Below are 24,162 nucleotides of genomic sequence, written 5' to 3'. Positions count from 1 at the left end.
CACCGAAGACCCGGCCCGGGGACTCGTCCGAACCGCCAGGGAAGCGGACCGACACCTGAGACCGGTTGGCCCGCGCGGGGGCGCGCCGGTTAGGTTTTCCGTCATGACCACTGCTCCTCGCTCCACCGGCGCCGTCGCCGCCGGCCTCGCCACCATCTCCGGTGACGGCACCGTTCTCGACACCTGGTTCCCCGCCCCCGAGCTGACCGCCGACCCCGGCCCCGCCGGCACCGAGCGGCTCGGCCCCGACGAGGCCGTGAACGCCCTCGGCGAGGGCGCCGCCAAGGCCCTCGGCGTGGACGCCCGCCGCGGCGTCGAGGTGGTCGCCGTCCGCACCGTCATCGCCTCGCTCGACGACAAGCCGCTCGACGCGCACGACGCCTACCTGCGCCTCCACCTGCTCAGCCACCGGCTGGTCCGGCCGCACGGCCAGAGCCTGGACGGCGTCTTCGGCCTCCTCGCCAACGTCGCCTGGACCTCGCTCGGCCCGGTCGCCGTCGACGACATCGAGAAGGTGCGGCTCAACGCCCGCGCCGAGGGCCTGCACCTCCAGGTCACCTCGATCGACAAGTTCCCCCGCATGACCGACTACGTCGTGCCCGCCGGCGTCCGCATCGCCGACGCCGACCGCGTCCGCCTCGGCGCCCACCTCGCCGCCGGCACCACCGTCATGCACGAGGGCTTCGTCAACTTCAACGGCGGCACCCTCGGCACCTCCATGGTCGAGGGCCGCATCTCCGCCGGCGTCGTCGTCGGCGACGGCTCCGACATCGGCGGCGGCGCCTCCACCATGGGCACCCTCTCCGGCGGCGGCAACGTCATCATCTCCATCGGGGAGCGCTGCCTCATCGGCGCCGAGGCCGGTGTCGGCATCGCGCTCGGCGACGAGTGCGTCGTCGAGGCCGGGCTGTACGTCACCGCCGGCACCCGCATCACCATGCCCGACGGCCAGATCGTCAAGGCCCGCGAGCTCTCCGGCGCCTCGAACATCCTCTTCCGCCGCAACTCGGTCACCGGCGCCGTCGAGGCCCGCCCGAACAACGCGGTCTGGGGCGGCCTCAACGAGATCCTCCACAGCCACAACTGACCCGTTCGCCCCCGCGTCGACAGGGCGCGGGGGCCGTACGGCAGTCGAGGCGAGGAGAAGCGATGAGCACCGCGACGACCGACTCGGCCTGAGCGCAGGCCCGACGACGGCCCGCCGCCCCTCCCCGGGACGGCGGGCCGTCGGCCGTCTCTGGCATGATCCCCCTGCGCGACAGGAGGCCACGAGACAAGGATCAGCACCATGAGTGAACAGCGCGTCGCCCTCGTCACCGGCTCCTCCTCCGGGATCGGAGCCGCCGTCGCCCGCAGGCTCGCCGCCGCGGGCTACCGGGTCGCCGTCAACTCGGCCCGCTCCGTCGAGGCGGGCGAGAAGCTGGCCGCGGAACTGCCGGGCGCCCACTACGTCCGGGCCGACGTCTCCGACCAGGCCCAGGCCACCCGACTGGTCGAGGAGACCGTGGCGCACTTCGGGCGCCTGGACCTGCTCGTCAACAGCGCGGGCACCACCCGCTTCATCCCGCACGACGACTTCGAGGCGGCCTCGCCCGAGGTGTGGCGCCACCTCTACGACGTCAACGTCATCGGCGTCTGGCAGACCGTCACCGCCGCCGTGCCCCACCTGCGCGCGGCGGGCGGCGCCATCGTGAACATCTCCTCGCAGGCCGGCGTCCGGCCGGGCGGCAGCTCCATCCCGTACTCGGTGACGAAGGCCGCGGTCAACCACATGACCAAGCTGCTCGCCAAGACCCTCGGCCCCGAGGTGCGGGTCAACGCGGTCGCGCCGGGGCTCGTCGACACCCCGTGGTTCGACGGGGTCGAGGGCGCCGACGCCGCCAAGGAGCACGTGGCCTCGGTCGTGCCGCTGCGCCGGGTCGGGCGGCCCGAGGACATCGCCGAGGCCGTGCACGACCTGGCCAGGGCCTCGTACATCACGGGTGAGGTGCTGCTCGTCGACGGCGGCGGGCACCTGCTCGGCTGAGACCGGACCCGGGCGCGCCCTACAGGCTCAGCTTGAAGCCGTCGTGGCTGCGGGCGAAGCCCAGCGAGGCGTAGAAGCGGTGGGCTGCCGTCCGGTCCTTGTTGCTGGTGAGCTGGACGAGCGCGCAGCCGCGGGCCCGGGCCCGGGCCACCGCGCGCTCCATCAGCTCGCGGCCGAGACCGCCGCCGCGCCGGTCGGCCCTGATGCGGACCGCCTCGATCAGGGCCCGCTCGGCGCCGCCCCTGCCGAGGCCGGGGATGTAGGTGGCCTGCAGGCAGCCCACGACCAGTGCCCCGTCCACGAGCACCAGCACCTCGTTGCGCGGATCGGCCTCGATGTCCGCGAACGCCCGCTCGTAGGCGGCGGTGACGGGCATCGAGGCCGGGTCCACCACCCGGTCCTCGTCGGCGAGGAGCGCGAGGACGGCGGGCAGGTCGGCACGGGTGGCGGGGCGCAGGATCACGGCCCGCAGTCTCGCACACCCGTGCCACCGGTGATCACGGGCGGAAGCGCAGCACCTGCGGGTCGTGGTCGCTGTTCTGGTCCGCGAACTCGGCGTTGATGTGCACGCTGTCGTACTCGAAGTGGTGCACGCCGGGGCTGGTCAGGATCTGGTCGAGGACCTGGCTGTTGCCCTGGTAGACGTACGAGTAGCGCTCGCTGACCGGCAGTGACCTGACCGCCGGGTACAGCGCGCCGCCGTCGGTCAGCGCCTTCGTGGTGCCGGAGAACTCGAAGTCGTTGATGTCGCCGAGGACCAGCACGTCGGCCTGCTTGTCCAGCGCCAGGACGTCCTTGACGAAGGCGTTGACGGCCTGGCCCTGGAGCAGCCGCTTGGCCTCCGAGGAGCGGTTCGGCGGCTGGTGGTGCGAGACGATGGACTCGTCGCCGCCCTTGGAGCCGAAGTGGTTGGCGACCACGATGACCGTGCGGCCGCGGAAGAGGAACTCGCCCGCGAGCGGCTTGCGGCTGTTCTCCCAGGCGGTGTTCGCCGGGTCGATGCGGCCGGGGGAGAGGGTCAGGTGGGCGTCGCCCTTCGAGCCCGTCACCGCGGTCGCGGTCGTCGCGTCGCCGCCCGTGCGGTCCACGAAGGAGACCCGCTCCGGGTTGAAGAGGAAGACCTGACGGATGTTGCCGCCGGGCTCGCCGCCGTCCTTGCCGTTCTGCGGGTCGATCGAACGCCACTCGTACGCCGGGCCGCCGGCCGCGACGATCGCGGCGGTGAACTTCTTCAGCGTCTCGCCGGCCGTGACCGTGCCGTCGTTCTTGGCGCCGTTGTCGTCCTGGATCTCCTCCAGGGCGACGACGTCGGGGGAGGCGAGGTTCTCGACGACCGCCTTCGCGAGCGCGTCGAACTTCTCCTGCGGGTCGCTCGGGTCGAGGTTCTCCACGTTGTACGTGGCGACCGCCAGCTCGTTCTTGTGCTGGCGCTCGGTCACCTCGCGCTCCAGACCGAGGTCCACGTGCCGGCCCAGGGTGTTCGCGACCAGGGTGTAGCCGCCGAACTGGTTGAAGTCCAGGGGGCCCTCGGTCCGGCCGGCCAGCCAGTCGCCGACGTTCGCCTTGGGGAAGGGCTGCTGGGCGATCGGCGCGAGCTGCTGGATCTGCAGCCGGCCGGTGTTCTGCGCGTCGTACGAGCCGTAGACCGTGCCGCCGCGGCGGTTGTCGTTCTCGAACGGCTTCACCGACACCCACAGCTCGGAGTACGGGTCGGTGGCGCCGACCACGCGGGAGGAGCCGATGCGGACGTTGGTGCCTTCGAGGGACTCGTAGTAGTCCAGCGCGTAGGTCTCGGGGTCCAGGGTGAGCCCGTTGACGGAGCCGCCCGCCGCCGGGTCGCCCTCGGGGGCGTACGCGTCGGGCACGGAGCCCGCCCAGATGGTGACGGGCGCGGGGACCGGGTTGCCCTTCGACAGGACGGTGACCACCGGCTTGGAGATCTGGGTCAGCGACTGGTTGCCGGAGGTCAGACCGCCCGGCACGTACTCGGTCACCGAGCCGTTGACGCTCACCGAGTCGCCGACGGCGACGGTCGGCACGGAGCTCGTGAAGACGAAGATGCCCTCGCTGGTGGCCGGGTCGTCGTCCGCCTGCGGGTCCTGCATCCAGAAGCCGCGCGAGCCGTACGTGCGCACGCCGGTGACGATGCCGGTGACCCCCGCGACCGGCTTGCCGGCCAGCGGCGAGACCCGGGTCGTGCCCTGGACGTCGTGGATGCGCACGGGCGCCGCGCCGGTGGTCACGTCGTCGGCGGAGGCGGCCGCGCCGCCCAGCAGACCGGCGGCGAGGGCGGCCGAGACGACGGCGGCGACGGCGGCGGATCTCGGTATGGAGGAAGACATCAAGGAGCTCCGTGAGGGTTTGGAGAAACGAGCGAAGGATCTACGCGCGTCAATTTCGTTCCAGACCCTTCCACTTGTCAAGGGTCGACGGGTGTACGAAGGCTGACGCCTCCGTGAACCGCCGGACCGACCCCCGAATGCGTCTACGCTGAAGGCCGCTCGAAGCGCCGTGAAGGCCCCGCACTCGTCGAGGAGAACACCCCAGATGGCACCGGACCGCCAGACCCTTCCCCCCGTTCGCTTGCGCTCGGACGCGGAGTTGGCGCGGGACGCCCTGGCCACTCCCCTCCTCGCCCGCGCCGTGCGGCTCGCCCGCTGGGCCGGCCCGCAGACCCGGGTCGGGGCCGGCGGCGAACTCGTCGAAGAGCAGCTGCCCGCCGCCGCCGAGCTCCTCGGTCTGGCCGACGACCCGGACGCCGAGGCGTACGTGAGCGAGGCCTGGCGGATCGCCGTCGACATCGGTCTCCTGGACGTCCACGACGGCCAGGAGGGGGACGAGGCGGCCGAGGGGGCCGAGGACGGCACCGTCACCCCCGGCGAGAACCTGGCGACGGTCACCGCGGGCTCCCCCCAGGACGTCCTCGGGATCTGGCTGGAGGGCTTCGACGCCGTCTTCGCCGACGCCGCCGCGCCCTTCTTCGACGACCTCGACGCACTCGTCGGCGAGGACGGTGAGATCGACTTCGAGGCCCTGGACTGGGACCCGGAGGGCGAGGCCGAGTTCCTGGAGGGCGTGCTCGGCAACCTGTACCTGCTGACCGTCAGCGAGGGCGGGGCGGGCGAGGGCCCGGTGCCGCTGCCCGCGCTGGCCGCCTCGATGGTCGTCCCCGACGACATGAGCGAGCCCACCGACGACGTCCTGGAGCAGGTCTCCGACGCGATGATGCGGCTGGACGAGCAGTTCCGGGTCCTCGAACCGATCGGCCTGGTCGCGTACGACCCCGTCGACGAGGCCCTGATGGCCGAGGAGGGCGAGGAGCCCGCCCCGCCCGTCGACGACGAGGACGTCAGCCGCTACGGCATGGTCCGGCTCACCCCGCTCGGCCTGTACGGCGTGCGCGCCCGGATGCTGGAGGCCGGACTCGTCGTCCCCGTGGTCGGCGAACTCGCCGACAAGGGCGCCGACGTCCTCCTCGACGGCATCGCCCGCTACCCGCAGGACGCCGCCCGCGCCGAGACCGCGGGCTGGCTCACCGCCCGCGAGGCCGGTACCGCCGCCCGCGAACTCCTCGCCGCCGCCAAGGGCAGCGACCCGGACTCCCCGCTGCGCCGCCTGCACGCGCAGCAGGCCCTGTCCCTCGTCGGCGCCGAGGCGGAGCCGGCCGTCCGGGAGGTCCTGGACGACCCGGAGCTCGGCGGTCTCGCCCGGGTCTGGCTCGCCGAGCGGGGCGCGGCGGACATCCCGGCCCCGCCGGAGGCGATGATCTTCTGGCTGGCCATCGACACGATCGCCGCCCACCTCGACGCCGACGGCGACCTGAGCGAACTCCAGGACCTCATCGAGGGCCTGACCAGCCGCCACGGCGGCTTCTTCGACGCGGCCTGGCGGGTCGAGCACCCGGCGACGGCCGAGGTCCTGGAGGCCATGGGCCGTCTCCACCGGGACAAGCCCACGGCGAAGGAGGCCCGCAAGGCGGCCTTCAAGGCACGCTCGAAGAGCTGAGGGCGGCTCCCTGAGGGGCCCCGGTCGCCTTCCGGGCACCCCGTCCCTCAGGTCCGCAGGTACGAGGCCCCGTTCAGGTCGAGCACCGTCCCCGAGGCCCACTGGGCCTCGGGAGAGGCGAGCCAGCGGACGGCCGCGGCGATCTCCTCCGCGGTGCCGACCCGGCCGAACGGGCTCTGGGCGAGGATGGCCTCGCCCTCGGGCCCCGCCAGCCGGGGCGCCACCCGCTCGGTCGCGAAGAACCCCGGGGCGACCGAGGCCACCCCGATCCCGTACGGGGCGAGGGCCACGGCGAGCGACTGGCCCAGCGCGTGCACGGCCGCCTTCGTCGCGCCGTACGCCGGGTGGTCCGGTTCGCCCTTGAAGGCGCCGCGCGAGCCGATGTTGACGACGCGGCCGCCCGTTCCGGCCTCGATCATCCGCCGGGCCGCGAGATGGCTGAGATACGCCGTACCGAGCAGGTTCACGGAGACGTGCCGCTGCCAGAGCTCGACCCATTCCTCGTACGGGGTGGTGACGGGCGGGTGCGGCAGGTTCACGGCCGCGTTGTTCACCAGGACGTCGATGCCGCCGAGCGCGTCGGCGGCCTCGTCCGCGACCCGGGCGGCGTCCGCCGGGTCGGCCAGGTCGCCGCAGACCAGCGCGTGGCCGGTGCCGTCCAGGGACGCGAGGGTCGCGCGGGCCTCCTCGGCGCGCGAGCCGTAGTGCACGGCCACCCGGTCGCCGTTGGCCGCGAACGCGTGCGCCACCGCCCGGCCGAGACCGCGCGAGGCACCGCTGACCAGAACGCGCCGGCCGCTGTGTGGCAGGTTCATGAGAGATCGCCTTTCTGTTCAACCGCCGTTTATACGGGGGCGCGACCGTGTGCCGCGACACCGGGTGACCACAGGGAGAAGAACCGTCATGTCTCTCAACCGCAGAGAATTCGCCAAGAAGTCCGCCGCGACCGGCGCCGGCATCGCGCTCACCGGCGCGGTCGGCACGCTCGCCACCGCGCCCGAGGCGCTCGCCGCCGACGACCCGCAGGAGTTCGCGGGCGAGGGCCACGGCGAGGGCCACGGCCACGGGCACGGGCACCGGCTCGGCTACGGCGAGCTCGTCCCGGACCCGGAGGGCGTCCTCGCGCTGCCCGAGGGCTTCACGTACCGCGTCATCACCCACAGCGGCGTCACCCGCCTGGAGTCCGGCGAGTTCACGCCCTCCAACCACGACGGCACCGCCACCTTCGCCGGGCGCCGCGGCACCACGTACCTGGTCAACAACCACGAGCTCAAGGGCCCCCGCGCCGGCTGGGCGCACCCCGTCCCGCTCACCGAGGGCCTGGTCTACGACCCGGCGGCCGCCGGCGGCTGCACGGTCGTCGAGGTGCACCGCGACGGCACCGTCGCCGAGTGGGTCGGCATCGCCGGCACCTCCACCAACTGCGCCGGTGGCCGCACCCCTTGGGGCACCTGGCTCACCTGCGAGGAGACCGAGGACCTGGCCGGCAAGAACGGCATGACCAAGGACCACGGCTACGTCTTCGAGGTCGACCCGCACGACCAGCGCGCCAACCGCGACCCTAAGCCGGTGAAGGCCTTCGGCCGCTACGCCCACGAGGCCGTCGTCATCGACCCCAAGCGCGGCCACGCCTACCTCACCGAGGACGCCTCCGGCCCCAACGGCCTGTTCTTCCGCTGGGTCCCGCCGAAGGGCTTCGAGCACGGCCGGGGCCGGCTCGACACCCTCGCCGACGACGCCGGTGTCCTGCAGGCCTTCAAGTGCTTCGACTCGGCCGGCCGTTTCGTCGACGACCTCTCCCGCGCCACGAGGATCGGCACCGTCTACGGCGTGGACTGGGTCGACGTGCCCGACCGCGACGCCCGCAAGACCCCCGTCCGCAAGCAGTTCGGTCCCGGCGAGGTCACCCGCGCCCGCAAGCTGGAGGGCATGTGGTGGGCCGACGGCGGCACCTACGTCGTCTCCTCGTTCGCCCGTGACGAGAGCCCCGGCGCCGCGCACGACGGCCAGGTCTGGTTCTACGACCCCAAGCGCCGCACCCTCACCCTCCAGGTGCTGCTCGGCGTCAACACGACCCCCGACCAGGACGGCGCCTACGACGGCCCGGACAACATCACCGTCTCCCCGTACGGCGGGCTCGTCATCGCCGAGGACGGCGAGGGCGTCCAGCACCTCTTCGGCGCGACCGAGAGCGGCCGGACCTACCCGATCGCCCGCAACGACCTGAACGACAGCGAGTTCACCGGCGTGGTCTTCTCGCCCGACGGAGACACCCTGTTCGCCAACATCCAGGACCCGGGCATCATGCTCGCGATCACCGGCCCGTGGCGCCGCCAGCCGCGCCGCTGACCTCCCGCCCCTGGTGCCGTCCACGGGCTGACACCTAACATGTCAGTCCATGGACGCCTTACGGCCGGTGGGCCGGACCCTGCTGCGCGACCGCGCGTACGACGCGCTGCGCGAGGCCATCGTGCGCGGCGAGCTCGCGCCCGGTTCCGTGGTCAAGGACGCCGACCTGGCCGAGCGCCTCGGCCTCTCGCGCGCTCCGGTGCGCGAGGCCCTGGCCCGGCTCGGCGACGAGGGTCTCGTCGAGACCAAGCCGCAGAGCTACACCCGGGTCACCCGGCTGGTCAGCCGGGTGGTGCGGGACGCCGCCTCCGTGGTGCGGGTGATGCACGAACTCGCCGCCCGCACCGCCGTACCGCTGCTCGGCCCCGAGGGCATCCGGGCGATGCGCGAGGCCAACGGGCGGTTCGCCTCGGCCGTGCGCTGCGCCGACGTGGAGGCCGCCCTGCGCGCCGACGACGAGCTCCACGACGTCCTCGTCGGCGCGAGCGGCAACCACGCGGTGGCCGCCACGATCGCCCGCTACACGCCCCTGATCCGCCGGGTCGAGCGCCGCCTCTTCGGCGACGCGGGCACCTGCGGCTCCGCCGAGCTCCACGCGCGCCTGATCGACGCGTGCGAGGCGGGCGACACGGAGGAGGCGGTGCGGGTGACTTCGGAGATATGGCGGGCCCTGGAGGAGCTCGCCGACGAGGCGACGGATCCACCGGACCGGTTCTAGGGCGTGTCGGACATGCCCGGGAGCCGGTCCGGCCGTTCCCGTACCGGGTTCGGCCGGCCCGGCTCCGATCCGCCGGTCCCGCCGCCGGCCCGCGCGAGGCGTCCAGGACCTCGACCGCGACCACCCCAGGGAGTCCGTATGCCGACGATCGACGACTTCGAGCGCTATCCGCTGCTCTTCGGGCCCTCGCCCGTGCACCCCCTCCAGCGGCTCACCGGCCACCTCGGCGGCGCCACCCTGTGGGCCAAGCGCGAGGACTGCAACTCCGGTATCGCGTACGGCGGGAACAAGACCCGCAAACTGGAGTACCTGGTCGCCGACGCCCTCGCCCAGGGCTGCGACACCCTGGTCTCCATCGGCGGGGTGCAGTCCAACCACACCCGCCAGGTCGCGGCCGTCGCCGCGCACGCCGGGCTGCGCTGCGTGCTGGTGCAGGAGAGCTGGGTCGAGTGGCCCGACTCCGTCTACGACAAGGTCGGCAACATCCTCGTCAGCCGGCTCGCGGGCGCCGACGTGCGGCTGGTGCGGGCCGAGTTCGGCATCGGCTTCAAGGAGAGCTGGGAGCGGGCACTGCGCGAGGTCGAGGAGTCCGGCGGCAAGCCGTACGCCATCCCGGCGGGCGCGTCCGACCACCGGCTCGGCGGGCTGGGTTTCGCCCGCTGGGCGTACGAGGTGGCCGAGCAGGAGCGTGAGCTGGGCGTCTTCTTCGACACCGTGGTGGTCTGCTCGGTGACCGGCTCGACCCAGGCCGGCATGGTCGCGGGCTTCGCCGCGCTCGCCGAGGAGGGCGGGCGGCCCCGCCGGGTGCTGGGCGTCGACGCCTCCGCGAAGCCGGTGCCCACCCATGAGCAGATCACCCGGATCGCCCGGGACACGGCCGCTCTGATCGGTGTCGAGCGCCCGCTGACGGCCGCCGACGTCGAGCTGGACGCCCGCTACCACGCGGGCGTGTACGGCGTCCCGGACGAGGCCACCCTCGACGCGATGCGGCTGGCCGCCCGCACCGAGGGCATGGTCACCGACCCCGTCTACGAGGGGAAGTCGATGGCCGGAATGATCGACCTGGTGGACCGGGGCGAGATCGCCCCGGACTCGACCGTGCTCTACGTCCACCTGGGCGGCCAGCCGGCCCTCAACGCGTACAGCGCGCTGTTCTAGCCGTAACCCCGGAGCGGTACGGGGATCCCGCACCGCTCCGGACCCGCGGCTCAGAGCGCCTGGGCCGCGGGCTTCACCATGCCCCGGACGGTCCGCGACTTCACGAACTCGCCCATCGCGGTCATCTCCCACTCGCCGGTGAACTGCTTGATCAGCTTGGCCATCATCACGCCGGTCTGCGGCTCGGCCGTGGTCAGGTCGAAGCGGACCAGCTCCTCGCCGGTGGCGGCGTCGATGAGCCGGCAGTACGCCTTGGCGACCTCGGTGAACTTCTGGCCGGAGAAGGAGTTGACCGTGAAGACCAGGCCGGTGGTGTCGGCGGGCAGCCGGCCCAGGTCGACCACGATGACCTCGTCGTCGCCCGCGCCCTCGCCGGTCAGGTTGTCGCCGGAGTGCTTGACGGCGCCGTTGAGGATGGACAGCTTGCCGAAGTAGCAGCTGTCCAGGTGGTTGCGCTGGGGGCCGTACGCGATGACGGAGGCGTCGAGGTCGATGTCCTTGCCGCGGAAGGCGGGCTCCCAGCCGAGGCCCATCTTGACCTGGGAGAGCAGCGGCCGGCCGCCCTTGACCAGGGAGACCGTCTGGTTCTTCTGGAGGCTGACCCGGCCCTTGTCCAGGTTGATCTTCCCCGCGCCGGGGGCCGGCGCGGCGGGGGCGGCGGGGGCGGCGGGCGGCGCGGCCGGAACCGGGGGCGCGGCGACGGGGGCGGCGGCCGGCACCGGGGCGGGGGCGGGCGCCGCGGCGGGCGTCGGCTCCTCGTCGACGCTGACGCCGAAGTCGGTCGCGATCCCGGCGAGCCCGTTCGCGTACCCCTGGCCCACCGCGCGGGCCTTCCAGGCGCCGTTGCGCAGGTAGATCTCCATGACCACGAGGGCCGTCTCCGCGCCCAGCCGCGGCGGGGTGAAGGTGGCGAGGACGCTGCCGTCGTCGGCGTTGCGCACGGTCGCCGTGGGCTCGATGCCCTGGAAGGTCTGGCCGGCGGCGTCGGGGCTCGCGGTGACGACGATCTTCTCGACCCCGGCCGGGACGGCGCCGGTGTCCACCACGATCGCGTCCGGGGCGCTGCCGCCGCCGGAGCGGTAGCTGACACCGGGCCCGGCGGGCTGGTTGTAGAAGATGAAGTCGTCGTCGGAGCGCACCTTGCCGTCGGCGCCGAGCAGCAGGCCCGACACGTCGAGCCGCACGGGCGCGGCGACGTCCACCGCCACGCGCGCGGCGGTGAGAGGGATGTTCGAGCCGGGGGTCATTGCGGTCATGCCGGGGGTAACGAACGAGACGCTTTTGCCGTTCCCTTACCTTCGTCCGGTTCGGCCACCCTGGTGACGCGGGTGCTGGCGGGCGGTGCGCTCGTTCCCGAAGCGGTACGAGCCCGTCCAGCGGGCCATCACCAGCTGCGGGTCGCCGGCCTCGACCTCCGCCAGGAACTTGTCCGCGCGGCCGCCGCGGAGGGTGCCCGCGGCGCGGCCGCGGTGGGTGATGACGACCGTGCCGTCGGCACGGCGCGCGTAGACGAATCCCTGGGGTGCTGGCATGCCGGGCATCCTGCCGTTCCCGGCCACATCCGTCATATGAATATTCTTACGACCTGTGGGTGGGAGCTCTTTCCGGACGCGGGACGTGGACGAGGCGCGGGTCGAGATCGGCGCGCGCTATTACGCCAACTTCATGGATGTGATCGAGGCGCAGGAACGTCCCTTCGCCGCGCGGTTCGACACCGTCGGGCTCGGGCCGCTGATGATCGGGGACCTGAGCTGCGGCGCCGACGTGCGCATGCGCTTCGGCGAGCTGGGCGCGTTCCATCTCAACGCCCCGATGAGCGGGACCATGGAGCTGCGCCAGGGCGGCGGCGTGCGCCCGCTGGTGGCCACGAGCCGGGAGGCGGTGCTGCTCGACCCGGCGGGCGACACCGTCCTCGACCGGTGGAGCGGGGACTGCCGCGCCCTTTCGGTCAAGATCGACGCGACGGCGCTGCACGAGCGCCTGGAGCAGCTGATCGGGCGTCCGCCGGGCGGCCGGCTCGCCTTCGGGGCGGGGCTCGACATCACGAGCGGTCCCGGCCTCAGCTGGGTGACCTTCGCCCGGCAGGTGGCGGCCGGAGCCCTTGCCGGCGACGGCCTCGCCACCCACGAGCTGGTCTCCAGACCGCTCCAGGAGGCCCTGCTCAACGGGCTGCTGCTGGCCGCCGAGCACCCCTGGCGGGAGGAGCTGGCCCACCCGGGCGGGCCCGCGCGGCCCGGGCCGGTGAAACGGGCGATGGACGCGGTGCGGGCCCGCCCCGAGCACCCCTTCACCAGCACCGAACTGGCCGCCCTCGCCCGGGTGAGCGTGCGCCGGCTCCAGGAGTCGTTCCGCGAGTACGTGGGGATGTCCCCGATGGCGTACGTGCGCGAGGTGCGCCTGGAGCGGGTCCACGAGGAGCTGCGGGCGGGTGCGCCGGACGGGCTGAGCGTGACCGAGGTGGCCTGGCGTTGGGGCTTCGCCCATCCGGGCCGGTTCGCGGCGAGGTACCGGGAGCGGTTCGGCGAGTCGCCCTCGGCGACCTTGCGGCGCTGAGCGGGCCGCTGGGGCGGACCGGCGGGACCGCGCTCGGGCGCGCCGTCCGCGGAGGGCGAGAACCGATCGCGCTTTCCGGACGGTCGCCGCGTTCCGCGGCTCGCGATGATCTTGGGCGGGTCATATTGTCGGAATGTCCGCGTGCGCCAGCCGCGCGCGTCGACCCGGGCCTGGCCGGCTCCCCCGCATTGTCCGGCCGGGCCCGTTCCCCTTTCCCGGCGCGCCCGGGCGCGTCCCGGTGGGTGACGGCGCGCCCTCAGTGCTTCCAGCGCGGCGGGTCCTCGCAGAAGATCCCGCCCAGGTACACGTCGTCGGCGCTGCCCGGCGCCGGGAGCCCGTGCTCGGTGATGAGCCGCTCCGCGTACACCTCGGAGTCGTCCTTCGGCTCGTAGCCGAGCGCCCGGGCCGACGAGAGGTCCCACCACTCCCGGGTGTTGGCGGAGGAGCCGTACGTCACCGTGTGTCCGACCTCCGGCGCGGTGAGCGCCGCGTGGAACAGCCGGGCGCAGTCGGCGGGGCTCAGCCAGGTCGAGAGCATCCGCACCGAGCTCGGCTCGGGGAGGCAGGAGCCGATCCGCACCGAGACGGTCTCCACCCCGTACTTGTCCCAGTAGTACTGGGCCAGGTCCTCGCCGAACGCCTTGGAGAGCCCGTAGAAGGTGTCGGGCCGGTGCGGTGTGGAGACCGGGACGGGGGGTTCGTCGCGGCGCGGGCGGTGGGTGAAGCCGACCGCGTGGTTGCTGGAGGCGAAGACGACCCGGGGCACGCCCTCCTCGCGCACGGCCTCGTACAGGTGCTGGAGCCCGGTGATGTTGGCGGCCGTGATCGCGTCGAAATCGGCCTCCAGGGAGATCCCGGCGAGGTGGATGACGGCGTCCACCCCGCGCACGGCCTCGCGCAGCGCGGCCCGGTCGGCGAGGTCGGCGACGACCGCGTCCGGCGCGCCCGGGACGGGCCGGACGTCGAGCGGGCGCAGCGCGTAGCCGTACCGGGGGAGCAGCTTCCGCATCAGGGTGCCGACGCCGCCGGCGGCGCCGGTGAGCAGGACGGTGCGGGGAGCGGGGGTCATGGACTGGTCTCCGTTCGTGGTCCGGATTCACGGACATGGAAGGCCCGCCACGCTAGGCAGTGCCTGTCGGACCGTCAAGGAACCATCTGCCAAAGGGAGTCGGCTCCTTGACCGCTCCTCCTCGCCGCCTCTACCGTGAAGGCGTTCAAGAATATGGACGACAGTCAGAATGGTGCACCATCGATCTGCCTGGGAGCGCCCGTGACCACTGCCCCGCTCGCCGAACGGCTCGACGGCCCGCTGTTCTTCCCCGTCACCGCCTTCGGCCCGGACGGCGCCGTCGACCTCGACGTCTTCCGCGCCCATGTCCGCGCCGGGATCGACGCGGGCGCGGGCGCGGTCTTCGCCTGCTGCGGCACCGGCGAGTTCCACGCCCTCACCCCCGAGGAGTTCCGCGACTGCGTCGCCGCCGCCGTCCAGGAGACCGCCGGCCGCGTCCCGGTCCTCGCCGGCGCCGGCTACGGCACCGCGCTCGCCGTCCGCTACGCGCGCCTCGCCGAGGCGGCCGGCGCCGACGGCCTGCTCGCCATGCCCCCGTACCTGGTCGTCGCCGACCAGCCCGGTCTGCTCCGCCACTACACCGAGCTGGCCGCCGCGACCGCCCTCCCCGTCATCGTCTACCAGCGCGACAACGCGGTCCTCACCCCCGAGACCGCCGTGGCCCTCGCCCGCACCGACGGCGTCCTCGGCCTCAAGGACGGCCTGGGCGACCTCGACCTGATGCAGCGCATCGTCAGCGCCGTCCGCACCGAGGGCCTCGACCTCCTCTGCTTCAACGGCCTGCCCACCGCCGAACTCACCGGCCTCGCCTACCGGGGCATCGGCGTCACCCGCTACTCCTCCGCCGTCTTCTGCTTCGCCCCCGACATCGCCCTCGCCTTCCACCACGCCCTCGCCACCGGCGACGACCCGGCCGCCCACCGGCTCATCGACGCGTTCTACCGCCCGCTGGTCGAACTCCGCGCGAAGGGCCGCGGCTACGCCGTCTCCCTCGTCAAGGCCGGCGTGCGGATGACGGGCCTGGACGTCGGCGAGGTGCGCCCCCCGCTCAGCGAACCGCTCCCGGAGCACGTCGAGGAGCTCGCCGCGCTCCTCGCCCGCGGCAGGGCCGCCCTCGCGCAGGCACCCGGGCGGGAGCCCCGATGAGAGCCAGCGCGTTCCTCCACCCCTGGGACGTCGAAGGCGACCCGGCCGCGCCCGGCCGGGACGACGGTCCCGACCGCCCCGCGCGAGGCCCCGCCACGCCCCTGGGGCGACCGCCAGCACCGCCGCGCCCGCGAGCCCCGCCACCGCCACCACCGGCAGCAGCACCCGGGCGTCCAGCACCGAGACCAGTCCGGACCCCGCCGCCAGGGCCACCGCGTTCGGCACGAAGACCAGGGTGTTCGCGGTGCCGGCGGCCCGCCCCACGGCCTCGGCGGGCACACCCCGCTGGACCGCCGTCATCGCGGCGATCAGCACCCACGGCAGCCCCACCCCGATCACCCCGCTCGCCACCAGGACCACGCCGTCGTAGGGCAGGGCCCGCGCGGCGACCCCCACGGCGAACAGGCCGAGCCCGCCCGCCGCGAGCCCCCGCTCCGGCACCCGCCGCAGCAGGGCCCCCGCCGCCAGCCCCGCCACCACCGAGCCCGCGCCCTGCGCCGCGTACAGGACACCGGCGTACGCGGGGGCGTGCCCGAGCACCCGGTCCACCACGGCGTAGACGGCCGCGCCGTTGAGCCCCGCGAGGAACATGGCGAACCCGCCCGCCGCCACGAGGGCCCGCAGTCCCGGCACGCCCCACACCAGCCGGACCCCGTCCGCGACCCGGACCCGCCCGCCGGCCGCCGCCGGGATCCGCGCCTCCCTCACCCGCAACAGCGCGAACACGCCCGCCGCCACCGCGAACGTCGCCGCGTCGAGCAGCGCGACCGGCCCGCCGCCGTACCGCGCGAAGAGGCCGGCGGCGACCAGGGGGGCGACCAGCTTCATGCCCTCGTTCACGGTCATCCGCAGCCCGTTGAAGGCTCCGAGCCGCTCCGGGGCGAGCGCGCCCGCGGCGAGCGCCGCCTCCGCCGACTCGTGGACCGCGCCCTGCGTCCCGTACACGAGGAGCACGACGAACAGCAGCCAGACCCGGTCGGCCCGGTCCACCCACAGCAGCAGCGGCAGCAGGCCCGCCATGGCCAGGTTCGCCACGACCAGCAGCGGGCGCCGGGGCACCCGGTCGACGAGCCCGCCGAGCACCGGACCGAACAGCGCGGGGGCCCAGAGGGCGAAGGCGGTGAGTGCCGCGAGGGAGTCGGAGCCGGTCAGGGACTTCACCCAGATCCCGGAGACCAGCCACATCGCGGTGGTGCCGAACCCGGAGACGAGGACGGCGCAGAGGTAGAGAGGAAGACGCATCCCCGCAGGCTGACGTCTGAGGTAGCGCCTCCGGATCGGGCGGATGCCCTAATCGGCGGGGGCGTTCCGGCCCCGCTCCGGCGGCTCCGGCGGCTCCGGCGGCTCCGGCGGCTCCGTCCTAGGACCGCCCGGCGCGCTTCTTCTCGTACCGCAGCGCCACCCCGGTGGCCAGCGCGCCCAGGCCCTCCCAGAGGCCCACGCCCAGGAAGCCGGCCGGGGCGCGGCCGGTGACGACGGCGAGGGTGAAGACCGCGCAGGTGAGGAGGCGGAAGGGGACCGTCCAGCGGAAGAAGGACTTCCAGTCGGCCAGGGCGGCCAGCAGGTAGTAGACGCCCATGTTGAGGGCCGCCATGGAGGAGGCCGTCAGGAAGAGGAGGGTGTGGTCCGCGTCCGCGCGGTCCGCGCCGGGTATGGGGGTCAGACCCATGAGACGGATCGTGGTGTCGGGGGACACCAGACCCACCACCCCCAGGGCGGCGGCGAGGGCGCCGAAGACGGCCATGGTCCAGCCGGAGGGGGAGCGGGGCAGGCGTGCGGTGGAGAGCATGCGCCCTGCATATCGTGAAGCGGGGGCGGTCGTTCCACCGGCCCCCGCTTCCACGGCACTTCGGCCGTTACGTCACCCCGGCCGTCAGGTCACCCCGGCCGTCAGGTCACCTGGGCCGTGTCGTCACCTCGGTACCGGCGTCATCTGGTGCGTTCCGTCCGCGCGTCACTTGAGAGCGGCCTTCATCATCTTCTGCGCCACCGGCGCCGCCAGCCCGTTGCCGCTGACCTCCGAGCGCGCCGCGCCCGAGTCCTCGATCATCACCGCCACCGCGACCTCCTTGCCGGTGGCCGGGTCCTTCGCGTACGAGGTGAACCAGGCGTACGGCGTCTTGCTGTTGTTCTCGCCGTGCTGGGCGGTGCCCGTCTTGCCGCCGACCTCCATGCCGTCGATCGCCGCGTTGCTGCCGGTGCCCTTCTCCACCACCGTCTGCATCGCGCTGCGCAGCTGCTCGGCCGTCGCGGAGGAGACGATCCGCTCGGTGTCCCCGTCCTCGAAGGACTTCAGGGCGTCGCCGTCGGAGTCGACGACCTGGGAGACCATGTGCGGACTCGCCATCAGGCCGTCGTTGGCGATGGCCGCCGACACCATGGCCATCTGGAGCGGGGTGGCCGTCACGTCGAACTGGCCGATGCCGGTCAGCGCCGTCTGCGCCTTGTCCATGCCGGACGGGTAGACGCTGGCGTAGGCGCGGACGGGAACGTCCAGCTCCTTGTCGTTGAAGCCGAACTTCTCCGCCATCGCCTTCACCTTGTCCTGGCCGAGGTCGACCGCCATCTTCGCGAAGACGTTGTTGCAGGAGTACTGCAGCGCCGTGCGGATGGTGGCGTTCTCACAGGGCGCCGAGGGGTTCTCGTTCTCCAGGTAGCGGGTCGTGCCGGGCAGCTTGTACGGGTTGGGGCTGCGCGTCGGCGTGTCCACCGAGCCGTACAGGCCGTCCTCCAGACCGGCCGCCGCGACGACCAGCTTGAACGTCGAACCCGGCGGCAGCGGCTGCCGCAGCGCCCGGTTGACCAGCGGCTTGTCCTCGTCCTCGGTGAGCTGCTTCCACATCGTGCCGTCGGTGAGCCCCGCGATCTTCGAGGGGTCGTACGAGGGCGTCGAGACCATGCCGAGGATGCGGCCGGTCTTCGGGTCGATGGCGACCGCCGCGCCCTTCTTGTTGCCGAGCGCCTTGTAGCCGGCCTTCTGCACGGCCGGGTCGATCGTCGTCAGGACGGAGCCGGGCTCCGCCTGCTTGCGGGTGACGGCGTCGACCGGGTTCTTCAACCGGGTGTCGGTGCCGTCCAGGACATCGGAGTAGATCCCCTCCAGCTGCGTCGCGCCGTACGCCTGCGAGCTGTACCCGGTGACCGCCGCGTAGAGCTTGCCGTCGGTGTAGTCGCGCTTGTACGCGAGGTCGCCGCCCTTCGTCTCCTTCGAACCGGTGACCGGGGAACCGGCCACGATGATGTTCCCCGGCGGCTGCGCGTACTGCGCGATGGTGTTCCGCCGGTTCTTCTTGTCGTCCGCGAGGGCCTCGCCTTCGTACGCCTGCACCCAGGTGGCCCGGCCCAGCAGGGCGAGCACCAGGAGCAGCGAGAAGACCGAGGCGCGCCTGATCGTCTTGTTCATCCCGCTAGAGGGGACGAACGGAACGGCGGCAGGCGTTCCGGATGTGTCCCTTTTCTCAGCTTTCTCAGCTTTCTCAGCTTTCTCAGGGAACGTTCATGCGGTCCCGCCGGCGGGCCCGCGGCCGGGACGGGGCCGGGAGCGAGGCGGGACGGGGCCGGGAGCGAGGCGGGACGGGGCCGGGGGGCGAGGGGGGGAGCGGGACCGGCCGGCACCCCCGTGTCCGGCCGGCCCCGCGGCTCTCAGCCCGGGGTGATGAACCCCGACTCGTACGCGGCGATCACCGCCTGGGTGCGGTCCCGCGCACCGGTCTTCGCCAGCACCGCGGCCACATGGGTCTTCACCGTCGCAGGGCCCACGCCCATCCCGTCGGCGATCTCCGCGTTGGTCAGCCCCTTCGCCATCCGGCGCAGCACCTCCGCCTCCCGCTCGGTGAGCCGGCCCGCCCACGGCGCGACCGGCGGATGGCGGCGGGCGTGCTCGGCGGCGAGGCCGCGGACGGCCGCCGGGTAGAGCAGCGACTCGCTGTGCGCCACCAGGCGCACCGCGCTCACCAGCTCCTCCGGGGCGACCCGCTTCAGCAGGAACCCGGCGGCGCCCGCCCGCAGCGCGTCGTACACGTAGGCGTCGTTCTCGAAGGTGGTCACCACCACGATCCGAGGCGGTTCCGGCAGCGCGGCCAGGATCCGCCGGGTCGCCTGGATGCCGTCGATCTCGGGCATCCGGACGTCCATCAGGACCACGTCGGGCCGCAGCTCCCGCACCACCGAGACCGCCTCGGCGCCGGTGGTGGCCTCCCCGACCACCTCCAGGCCGGGCTCCGCGTCCAGGATCACCCGCAGCGCCGTCCGCACCATCCGCTCGTCGTCCGCGAGGACGATCCTGATCGGGCCGGCCATCAGACCCGCCCTCCGCCCGTGCCCGCCGGCAGCCGCGCGGCCAGCAGCCAGCTCCCGTCCGCCGGGCCGGCCTGGGCGGTGCCGCCGAGGAGCCGGGCGCGTTCGGCGATGCCGCGCAGGCCGCGACCGCCGTCCGGGCGGGCCACCGGCGGGGTGCCGGGCAGCGGATTCTCCATCGTGATCTCCAGTTCGTCCCCCGACAGCGCGATCCGCGCCGTCACCGGCTCGCCCCGCGCGTGGCGCACGGCGTTGGTCAGCCCCTCCTGCACGATCCGGTACGCCTCGCGCGACACCGCCTCCGGCAGCTCGGCCAGGCTCCCGCTCACCGTCAGCGCCACCCCCGGCCCGGCGCCCTTCACCAGCGCGTCCAGTGCGTCCAGGCCCGGCGAGGCGAGCTCGCCGTCGTCCTCGCCGCTGCGCAACAGGCCCAGGACCGCGTCGAGTTCGCCGACCGTGCGGCGGGTGGTCTCCTCGATCGCGGTGAGCGCCTCCCGGACGAAGCCGAGGTCCGCGCGCCCGTCGTCCGCCTCCAGGACCCGGCGGGCCGCACCGGCCTGGAGGGTGACCGCGCTCAGCGCGTGGCCCACCGAGTCGTGCAGCTCGCGGGCGAGCCGGTTGCGCACGGCCAGTTCGGCGGCGCGCCGCTCGGCCGCCGCGAGCCGGTCCGCCGGGCTGGGCCCGAGCAGCCGGGGCGCCTGGCGGGCCAGCAGCGCGCCCGTCGCGGCGGCGGCGCCCGCGAGGGCGAGCAGCAACAGGAGCCCGAGCGGGAGCCCGGCCCAGGCGAGCCAGGGCCGGTCCAGGTGCCAGAAGCGGCCGACCTCCGAGGCGCGCAGCCCCTCCGAGAACGGCAGCGCGCCCACCGCGAGCGCGAACGGCGGCAGCGCCAGCGTGGCCCCGGCGAGCAGGGCGCCCGTCCCGAGGTGGAGGGTGAACCACCCGGCGGTCCGCGCCCTGGCGGCCCGGCCCCGGGCGGGCCCGTCGGCGAACCGGCCCGGCGCCACCCCGCACAGCGCCCGCGCCGCCGCCACCGACATCGGCCGGGCGAGCGGGAAGAGCGCGGTCAGGGCGGCGAGCGGCAGTCCGACGGCGTAGGCCGCGAGCTGGAAGCGGAGGCCGCCCCCGAAGACGTTCCCGTCCGGGGCGAACGGCCCCACGGCCACCGTCCCGACCAGCCAGTACGGCATGAACAGTGCGCCGCCGAGGATCAGATGCAGCCACCGTCGCCGGGCCGACTGCCCGAAGAGGACGCCCCAGAACCGTGTCACGCCGCCGCGCTCCGGCGGCCGAGGACGCACGCCAGGCAGCCCGCCAGCAGGAATCCGATGATCATCTCGCCAGCGTAGGCGGTGACCATCAGACCCGTCGGCCCTTTCCCGGTCCCGGCCGCGGGCAGCAGGGAGACCAGCGTCATGTACGCGCCCCAGCACCCGGCCGCACCGGAGGCCACCCAGGCCGCGCCCATGACGGTGCGCACCCGCAGCCCGCCGGGGCGGCGCAGGACGAGCAGGAGGACGGTGGCGGCGGCGACGAGGAGGAAGATCCCGCGCACCGCGTCGACGACCGCCCGGTCGGAGTCGTACGGGGCGGCGAGGCCGGCGGAGAGGCCGGTGGTCGAGCCGGCGGCCCACAGGAAGCACAGGGCGGCCGGGGCGAGGGCGAGTACGGCCCCGGTGACGGCGGCGGCGCGGAGCCCGCGGGTGCTCGCCGCGGCGGGCAGCTCCCGGAGCCGCCCGCTCCAGACCCGGCCCCAGCGGCCGCGGACGTACAGGACGAAGAGGGTGCCGAGGCTGAGGCCCTGGAGGATGAAGCCGCCGTAGACGACGGGGAAGACCCAGGCGTCGAGGAAGGGCTCGCTCGGCGGCCCCGCGGTGCCGCCGCCGTTGCCGCCCAGCAGCGAGACGGCGAGCTGCGCCGGGTAGGCCGTCATGATCGGCGCGATCAGGCCGGTCGCCGCCCACAGCGGGACGAGGAGCGGCCAGGCACGCACCCGCAGCCCCCACGGCCGCGTGAGCAGCAGCGCGAGCAGCACCACGACGGCGTCGGCGAGCACGGAGACCCCGTTGGCCACGCCCATCATCGTCGGGTGGTCGAGCAGGACGCTCCCGTCCGGGATGCCGAGGCGGCCGCCGGCCACCCAGACGACCTTGAGCACGATGTACGGGAGGCAGGCGAGGACCGCCACGGTGCGCAGGACCGGCCGGAGGGGGCCGGCCGGCACGGTGGCGGCGGCAGCGCGAGGGGGAGTGGGGAGCGTCGGTGCGGTCATGACCCCACCGTCCCGCCCGGACCCGCCCCGGCACCTCCTGCGCGGAGACGAACCGCCTCCGCCGCACGGGGGAGACGGCCCGCCCCCAGGGCGCAGCGGGGACCGGCGGGCGCCGGCGCGGATCGGCAGGTGCCGGCAGGCGTCGTCGGGTACCGCCGGTGCTCAGAGGCGGCGGGTCGCCAGCGCCAGCCGGTCGCGCGCGTCGAACAGCGCGTCCTTGATCAGCTGCTCGTGCCCCGGGGTCAGCCGGGCCACCGGCACCGAGCAGCTGACGGCGTCCCGGGCCGGGGTCCGGTAGGGGATCGCGATGCCGAAGCAGCGCAGCCCCAGGGTGTTCTCCTCGCGGTCCACCGCGTAGCCCTGCTCGCGGACCACGCGCAGCTCCTCGATGAGCTGCTCGCGGTCGGTGACGGTGTGCTCGGTGAGCGCGGGCAGCGTCTCGGGGAGCAGCTTGCGCACCTGCTCGTCGGTGTGGGTGGCGAGCAGCGCCTTGCCGAGCGAGGTCGAGTGGGCCGGCAGCCGGCGTCCGACGCGGGTGAACGGCCGCAGGTAGTGCTGGGACTGACGGGTCGCCAGGTAGACCACGTTGGTGCCGTCGAGGCGGGCCAGGTGGATGGTCTCGGTGGTGTCGTCGGACAGCCGGTCGAGGGTGGGCCGGGCGGCCGCCACCACCTCGTCGCCGTCGATGTACGAGGTGCCGACGAGCAGCGCCCGCACGCCGATGCCGTACCGGGTGCCGGTCGCGTCGGTCTCCACCCAGCCGAGCTCGACGAGGGTGCGCAGCAGCATGTACAGGCTGGACTTCGGATAGCCGACGGCCTCCTGGACGGCGGCGAGCGAGTGCATGCCGGGCCGTCCCGCGAAGTACTCCAGCAACTCCACCGTCCGCACGGCGGACTTGACCTGGGCCCCACCCGCGTCGTTCGTCGACATCGCCCTCGCCCCTCTTCAGGAAGCCACTTGTGGAGACGGCGCGGCCGTCAATAGAGTCCGCTCAGGATTCACCTACCGGGACAGTGTTCAGAATAGCGAACGAGGTGCATGGCGGTGGCGGCAGAACCAGTGTGGAGCGTGGACCCCCGGACGGGAAAGCCGCGGGAGCAGGTTGCGGTGGAGGCCACAGTCGAGGAGATCGACGGGGCCGTACGGTCCGCCCGCGCCGCCCTCGACGCGCTCGCCGACCGCACCGCCCGCGCCGCGCTGCTGCGGACCGCGGCCGACCTGCTCGACGAGGCCCGCGACCACGTCATCGAGGCCGCCGACGCGGAGACCGCCCTCGGGCCGGTCCGGCTCACCGGCGAACTCGCCCGCACCACCGCCCAGCTGCGTTCCTTCGCCGACGTCGTCGACGCGGCCGCCTTCCTGGACGTGCGGATCTCCCGGGCCGACCCGGCCACCACCCCGCCCACCCCCGACCTGCGGCGGATGAAGATCCCGCTCGGCGTCGTCGCCGTCTACGCGGCGAGCAACTTCCCGCTGGCCTTCTCCGTCCCCGGCGGTGACACCGCCAGCGCCCTCGCGGCCGGCTGCCCCGTCGTGATCAAGGCGCACCCCGGCCACCCGGCCACCTCCGAGCTCTGCGCCTCGCTGCTGCGCCGGGCCGCCGTCAAGGCCGGGCTCCCCGCGGACGTCGTCTCCCTCGTGCACGGCTTCGACGCGGGCGTGGAGCTGATCCGCCACCCGCTGGTCTCCGCGGCCGGCTTCACCGGCTCCGTGCGCGGCGGGCGCGCGCTCTTCGACGCCGCCGCCGCCCGTCCCGTGCCCATCCCCTTCCACGGCGAACTCGGCTCCCTCAACCCGGTGGTGATCACCCCGGCCGCCGCCGAGGAGCGGGCCGAGGAGATCGGCGCCGGGCTCGCCGGGTCCATGACCCTGGGCGAGGGCCAGTTCTGCACCAAGCCCGGCTTCGTCCTCGCGCCCCACGGGGAGGCGGGCGACCGGATCGTCACCGCCCTCACCGCCGCGGTCAGCGAGACCGAGCCCGGCGTGATGCTCGACCACCGGATGCGCGGAGCCTTCGTCGACGGGGTGCGCGAGCGGGCCGGGCTGCCCGGTGTGACCGCGCCCGTCACCCCGGGCGCCGGCGGGGAGCACACCGTCAGCGCCGGCGTGCTCACCGTCGACGCGGGCCTGCTGCCCGACGGCGGCCACGACCCGCTCCTGGAGGAGTGCTTCGGGCCCGTCACCGTCGTCGCCCGCTACGCCGACCGCGAGCAGGTCAGCGCCGTCCTCGGGCTGCTGCCCGGCAACCTCACCGCCACCCTGCACGTCGCCGACGAGGACCCCGGCGCCGCCTCGCTGCTCGCCGAACTCACCCCGCTCGCCGGCCGGATCCTCGTCAACGGCTGGCCGACCGGTGTCGCCGTCGCCGCCGCCCAGCACCACGGCGGCCCCTACCCGGCGACCACCTCCACCGGCACCTCCGTCGGCGGGACGGCGATCGAGCGCTGGCTGCGCCCGGTCGCCTACCAGTCGACCCCCGGACACCTGCTCCCGCCGGAGCTGCGCGACGACAACCCGCTGGGCGTGCCGCGCTTCTGAGGCCACGCGCCGCGGCCGCCCCCGGGGCGCGG

The 24,162-nt window shown here is 74.1% G+C and carries 21 protein-coding genes and 1 pseudogene; 9 read left to right on the top strand and 13 right to left on the bottom strand.

The genetic code is table 11. The features are described from left to right. Positions 1-103 precede the first annotated feature (103 nt). Together dapD and OG309_RS09030 are read left to right on the top strand one after the other, a co-directional pair. The gene (dapD, locus tag OG309_RS09035) at positions 104-1,087 is read left to right on the top strand and encodes a 2,3,4,5-tetrahydropyridine-2,6-dicarboxylate N-succinyltransferase (protein WP_329419600.1); all 984 of its coding nucleotides are present in this window, start codon (positions 104-106) and stop codon (positions 1,085-1,087) included. A 201-nt stretch (positions 1,088-1,288) separates the two neighbouring features. Next, complete coding sequence (locus tag OG309_RS09030) at positions 1,289-2,026, top strand: SDR family NAD(P)-dependent oxidoreductase (RefSeq protein WP_329419598.1); 738 nt, start codon at positions 1,289-1,291, stop codon at positions 2,024-2,026. Positions 2,027-2,045: 19 nt separating this feature from the next. Here OG309_RS09030 and OG309_RS09025 read toward each other — a convergent pair whose 3' ends face one another. Both OG309_RS09025 and OG309_RS09020 read right to left on the bottom strand, forming a co-directional pair. Then, entirely contained in the window at positions 2,046-2,489 is a 444-nt protein-coding gene (locus OG309_RS09025) for a GNAT family N-acetyltransferase (RefSeq protein WP_329419597.1), read from the bottom strand. Positions 2,490-2,523: 34 nt separating this feature from the next. After that, positions 2,524-4,368, bottom strand: a complete 1,845-nt coding sequence (locus OG309_RS09020) for an endonuclease/exonuclease/phosphatase family protein (protein WP_329419595.1) — start codon at positions 4,366-4,368, stop codon at positions 2,524-2,526. A gap of 205 nt (positions 4,369-4,573) precedes the next feature. Here OG309_RS09020 and OG309_RS09015 point away from each other — a divergent pair, with 205 nt between their 5' ends. Beyond that, a complete protein-coding gene (locus tag OG309_RS09015) occupies positions 4,574-6,031 on the top strand; it encodes a hypothetical protein (protein ID WP_329419594.1) in 1,458 nt (485 codons plus the stop codon). Between the two features lie 47 nt (positions 6,032-6,078). Here OG309_RS09015 and OG309_RS09010 read toward each other — a convergent pair whose 3' ends face one another. Next, positions 6,079-6,846: an SDR family NAD(P)-dependent oxidoreductase gene (locus tag OG309_RS09010; protein WP_329419592.1), complete on the bottom strand. Its 768-nt coding sequence runs from the start codon at positions 6,844-6,846 to the stop codon at positions 6,079-6,081. A gap of 88 nt (positions 6,847-6,934) precedes the next feature. On the opposite strand from OG309_RS09010, the gene OG309_RS09005 reads away from it, so the two are divergent. The 3 genes from OG309_RS09005 (at position 6,935) to OG309_RS08995 (ending at position 10,256) form a co-directional block, all read left to right on the top strand. Beyond that, positions 6,935-8,380, top strand: coding sequence for an alkaline phosphatase PhoX (locus OG309_RS09005; protein WP_329419590.1), 1,446 nt, complete (start codon positions 6,935-6,937; stop codon positions 8,378-8,380). Between the two features lie 49 nt (positions 8,381-8,429). Further along, on the top strand, positions 8,430-9,098 hold the full coding sequence (locus OG309_RS09000; protein ID WP_329419588.1) for a GntR family transcriptional regulator: 669 nt from the start codon (positions 8,430-8,432) through the stop codon (positions 9,096-9,098). A gap of 138 nt (positions 9,099-9,236) precedes the next feature. Beyond that, on the top strand, positions 9,237-10,256 hold the full coding sequence (locus OG309_RS08995; protein ID WP_329419587.1) for a 1-aminocyclopropane-1-carboxylate deaminase: 1,020 nt from the start codon (positions 9,237-9,239) through the stop codon (positions 10,254-10,256). Between the two features lie 50 nt (positions 10,257-10,306). On the opposite strand, the gene OG309_RS08990 is transcribed toward OG309_RS08995, so the two are convergent. Together OG309_RS08990 and OG309_RS08985 are read right to left on the bottom strand one after the other, a co-directional pair. Continuing rightward, a complete protein-coding gene (locus tag OG309_RS08990; RefSeq protein WP_329419585.1) occupies positions 10,307-11,512 on the bottom strand; it encodes a TerD family protein in 1,206 nt (401 codons plus the stop codon). Positions 11,513-11,548: 36 nt separating this feature from the next. Further along, positions 11,549-11,788 (bottom strand): hypothetical protein, encoded by a 240-nt coding sequence (locus OG309_RS08985; RefSeq protein WP_329419583.1) that lies wholly within the window; start codon positions 11,786-11,788, stop codon positions 11,549-11,551. Positions 11,789-11,843: 55 nt separating this feature from the next. Here OG309_RS08985 and OG309_RS08980 point away from each other — a divergent pair, with 55 nt between their 5' ends. Continuing rightward, positions 11,844-12,809 carry an AraC family transcriptional regulator gene (locus OG309_RS08980; RefSeq protein ID WP_329419582.1) on the top strand — a complete coding sequence of 322 codons (966 nt, stop codon included), beginning with the start codon at positions 11,844-11,846 and terminating at the stop codon, positions 12,807-12,809. Positions 12,810-13,065: 256 nt separating this feature from the next. Here the strand turns inward: OG309_RS08980 and OG309_RS08975 are convergent, their stop codons facing one another. After that, positions 13,066-13,878 carry an NAD-dependent epimerase/dehydratase family protein gene (locus tag OG309_RS08975; RefSeq protein WP_329419580.1) on the bottom strand — a complete coding sequence of 271 codons (813 nt, stop codon included), beginning with the start codon at positions 13,876-13,878 and terminating at the stop codon, positions 13,066-13,068. 201 nt (positions 13,879-14,079) lie between these two features. On the opposite strand from OG309_RS08975, the gene OG309_RS08970 reads away from it, so the two are divergent. Further along, entirely contained in the window at positions 14,080-15,024 is a 945-nt protein-coding gene (locus OG309_RS08970; protein WP_329419579.1) for a 5-dehydro-4-deoxyglucarate dehydratase, read from the top strand. A 105-nt stretch (positions 15,025-15,129) separates the two neighbouring features. Here OG309_RS08970 and OG309_RS08965 read toward each other — a convergent pair. The 7 genes and pseudogenes from OG309_RS08965 to OG309_RS08935 all read right to left on the bottom strand — a co-directional run. Continuing rightward, positions 15,130-16,266 (bottom strand): annotated as a pseudogene (locus OG309_RS08965) (MFS transporter); the annotation flags it as partial. A gap of 118 nt (positions 16,267-16,384) precedes the next feature. Then, positions 16,385-16,813 carry a hypothetical protein gene (locus tag OG309_RS08960; protein WP_329419577.1) on the bottom strand — a complete coding sequence of 143 codons (429 nt, stop codon included), beginning with the start codon at positions 16,811-16,813 and terminating at the stop codon, positions 16,385-16,387. Between the two features lie 165 nt (positions 16,814-16,978). After that, on the bottom strand, positions 16,979-18,427 hold the full coding sequence (locus OG309_RS08955) for a peptidoglycan D,D-transpeptidase FtsI family protein (RefSeq protein ID WP_329419575.1): 1,449 nt from the start codon (positions 18,425-18,427) through the stop codon (positions 16,979-16,981). A 239-nt stretch (positions 18,428-18,666) separates the two neighbouring features. After that, a complete protein-coding gene (locus OG309_RS08950; protein WP_329419573.1) occupies positions 18,667-19,323 on the bottom strand; it encodes a response regulator transcription factor in 657 nt (218 codons plus the stop codon). Next, positions 19,323-20,588, bottom strand: coding sequence for a sensor histidine kinase (locus tag OG309_RS08945; protein WP_329419571.1), 1,266 nt, complete (start codon positions 20,586-20,588; stop codon positions 19,323-19,325). The genes OG309_RS08950 and OG309_RS08945 overlap by 1 nt, the downstream gene beginning before the upstream one ends. Continuing rightward, positions 20,585-21,589, bottom strand: a complete 1,005-nt coding sequence (locus OG309_RS08940; protein ID WP_329419569.1) for a hypothetical protein — start codon at positions 21,587-21,589, stop codon at positions 20,585-20,587. Before OG309_RS08940 ends, OG309_RS08945 begins: the two co-directional genes overlap by 4 nt. 162 nt (positions 21,590-21,751) lie before the next feature. Further along, positions 21,752-22,522 carry an IclR family transcriptional regulator gene (locus OG309_RS08935; protein WP_329419567.1) on the bottom strand — a complete coding sequence of 257 codons (771 nt, stop codon included), beginning with the start codon at positions 22,520-22,522 and terminating at the stop codon, positions 21,752-21,754. Between the two features lie 108 nt (positions 22,523-22,630). On the opposite strand from OG309_RS08935, the gene OG309_RS08930 reads away from it, so the two are divergent. Then, on the top strand, positions 22,631-24,130 hold the full coding sequence (locus tag OG309_RS08930; RefSeq protein ID WP_329419566.1) for an aldehyde dehydrogenase (NADP(+)): 1,500 nt from the start codon (positions 22,631-22,633) through the stop codon (positions 24,128-24,130). The last annotated feature ends 32 nt before the right edge of the window (positions 24,131-24,162 follow it).

Origin of the sequence: Streptomyces sp. NBC_01268 (assembly GCF_036240795.1) — a bacterium.
In the GTDB taxonomy this organism is placed as follows: Bacteria; Actinomycetota; Actinomycetes; order Streptomycetales; family Streptomycetaceae; genus Streptomyces.
This window is presented reverse-complemented; position numbering and strand designations above follow the sequence as displayed.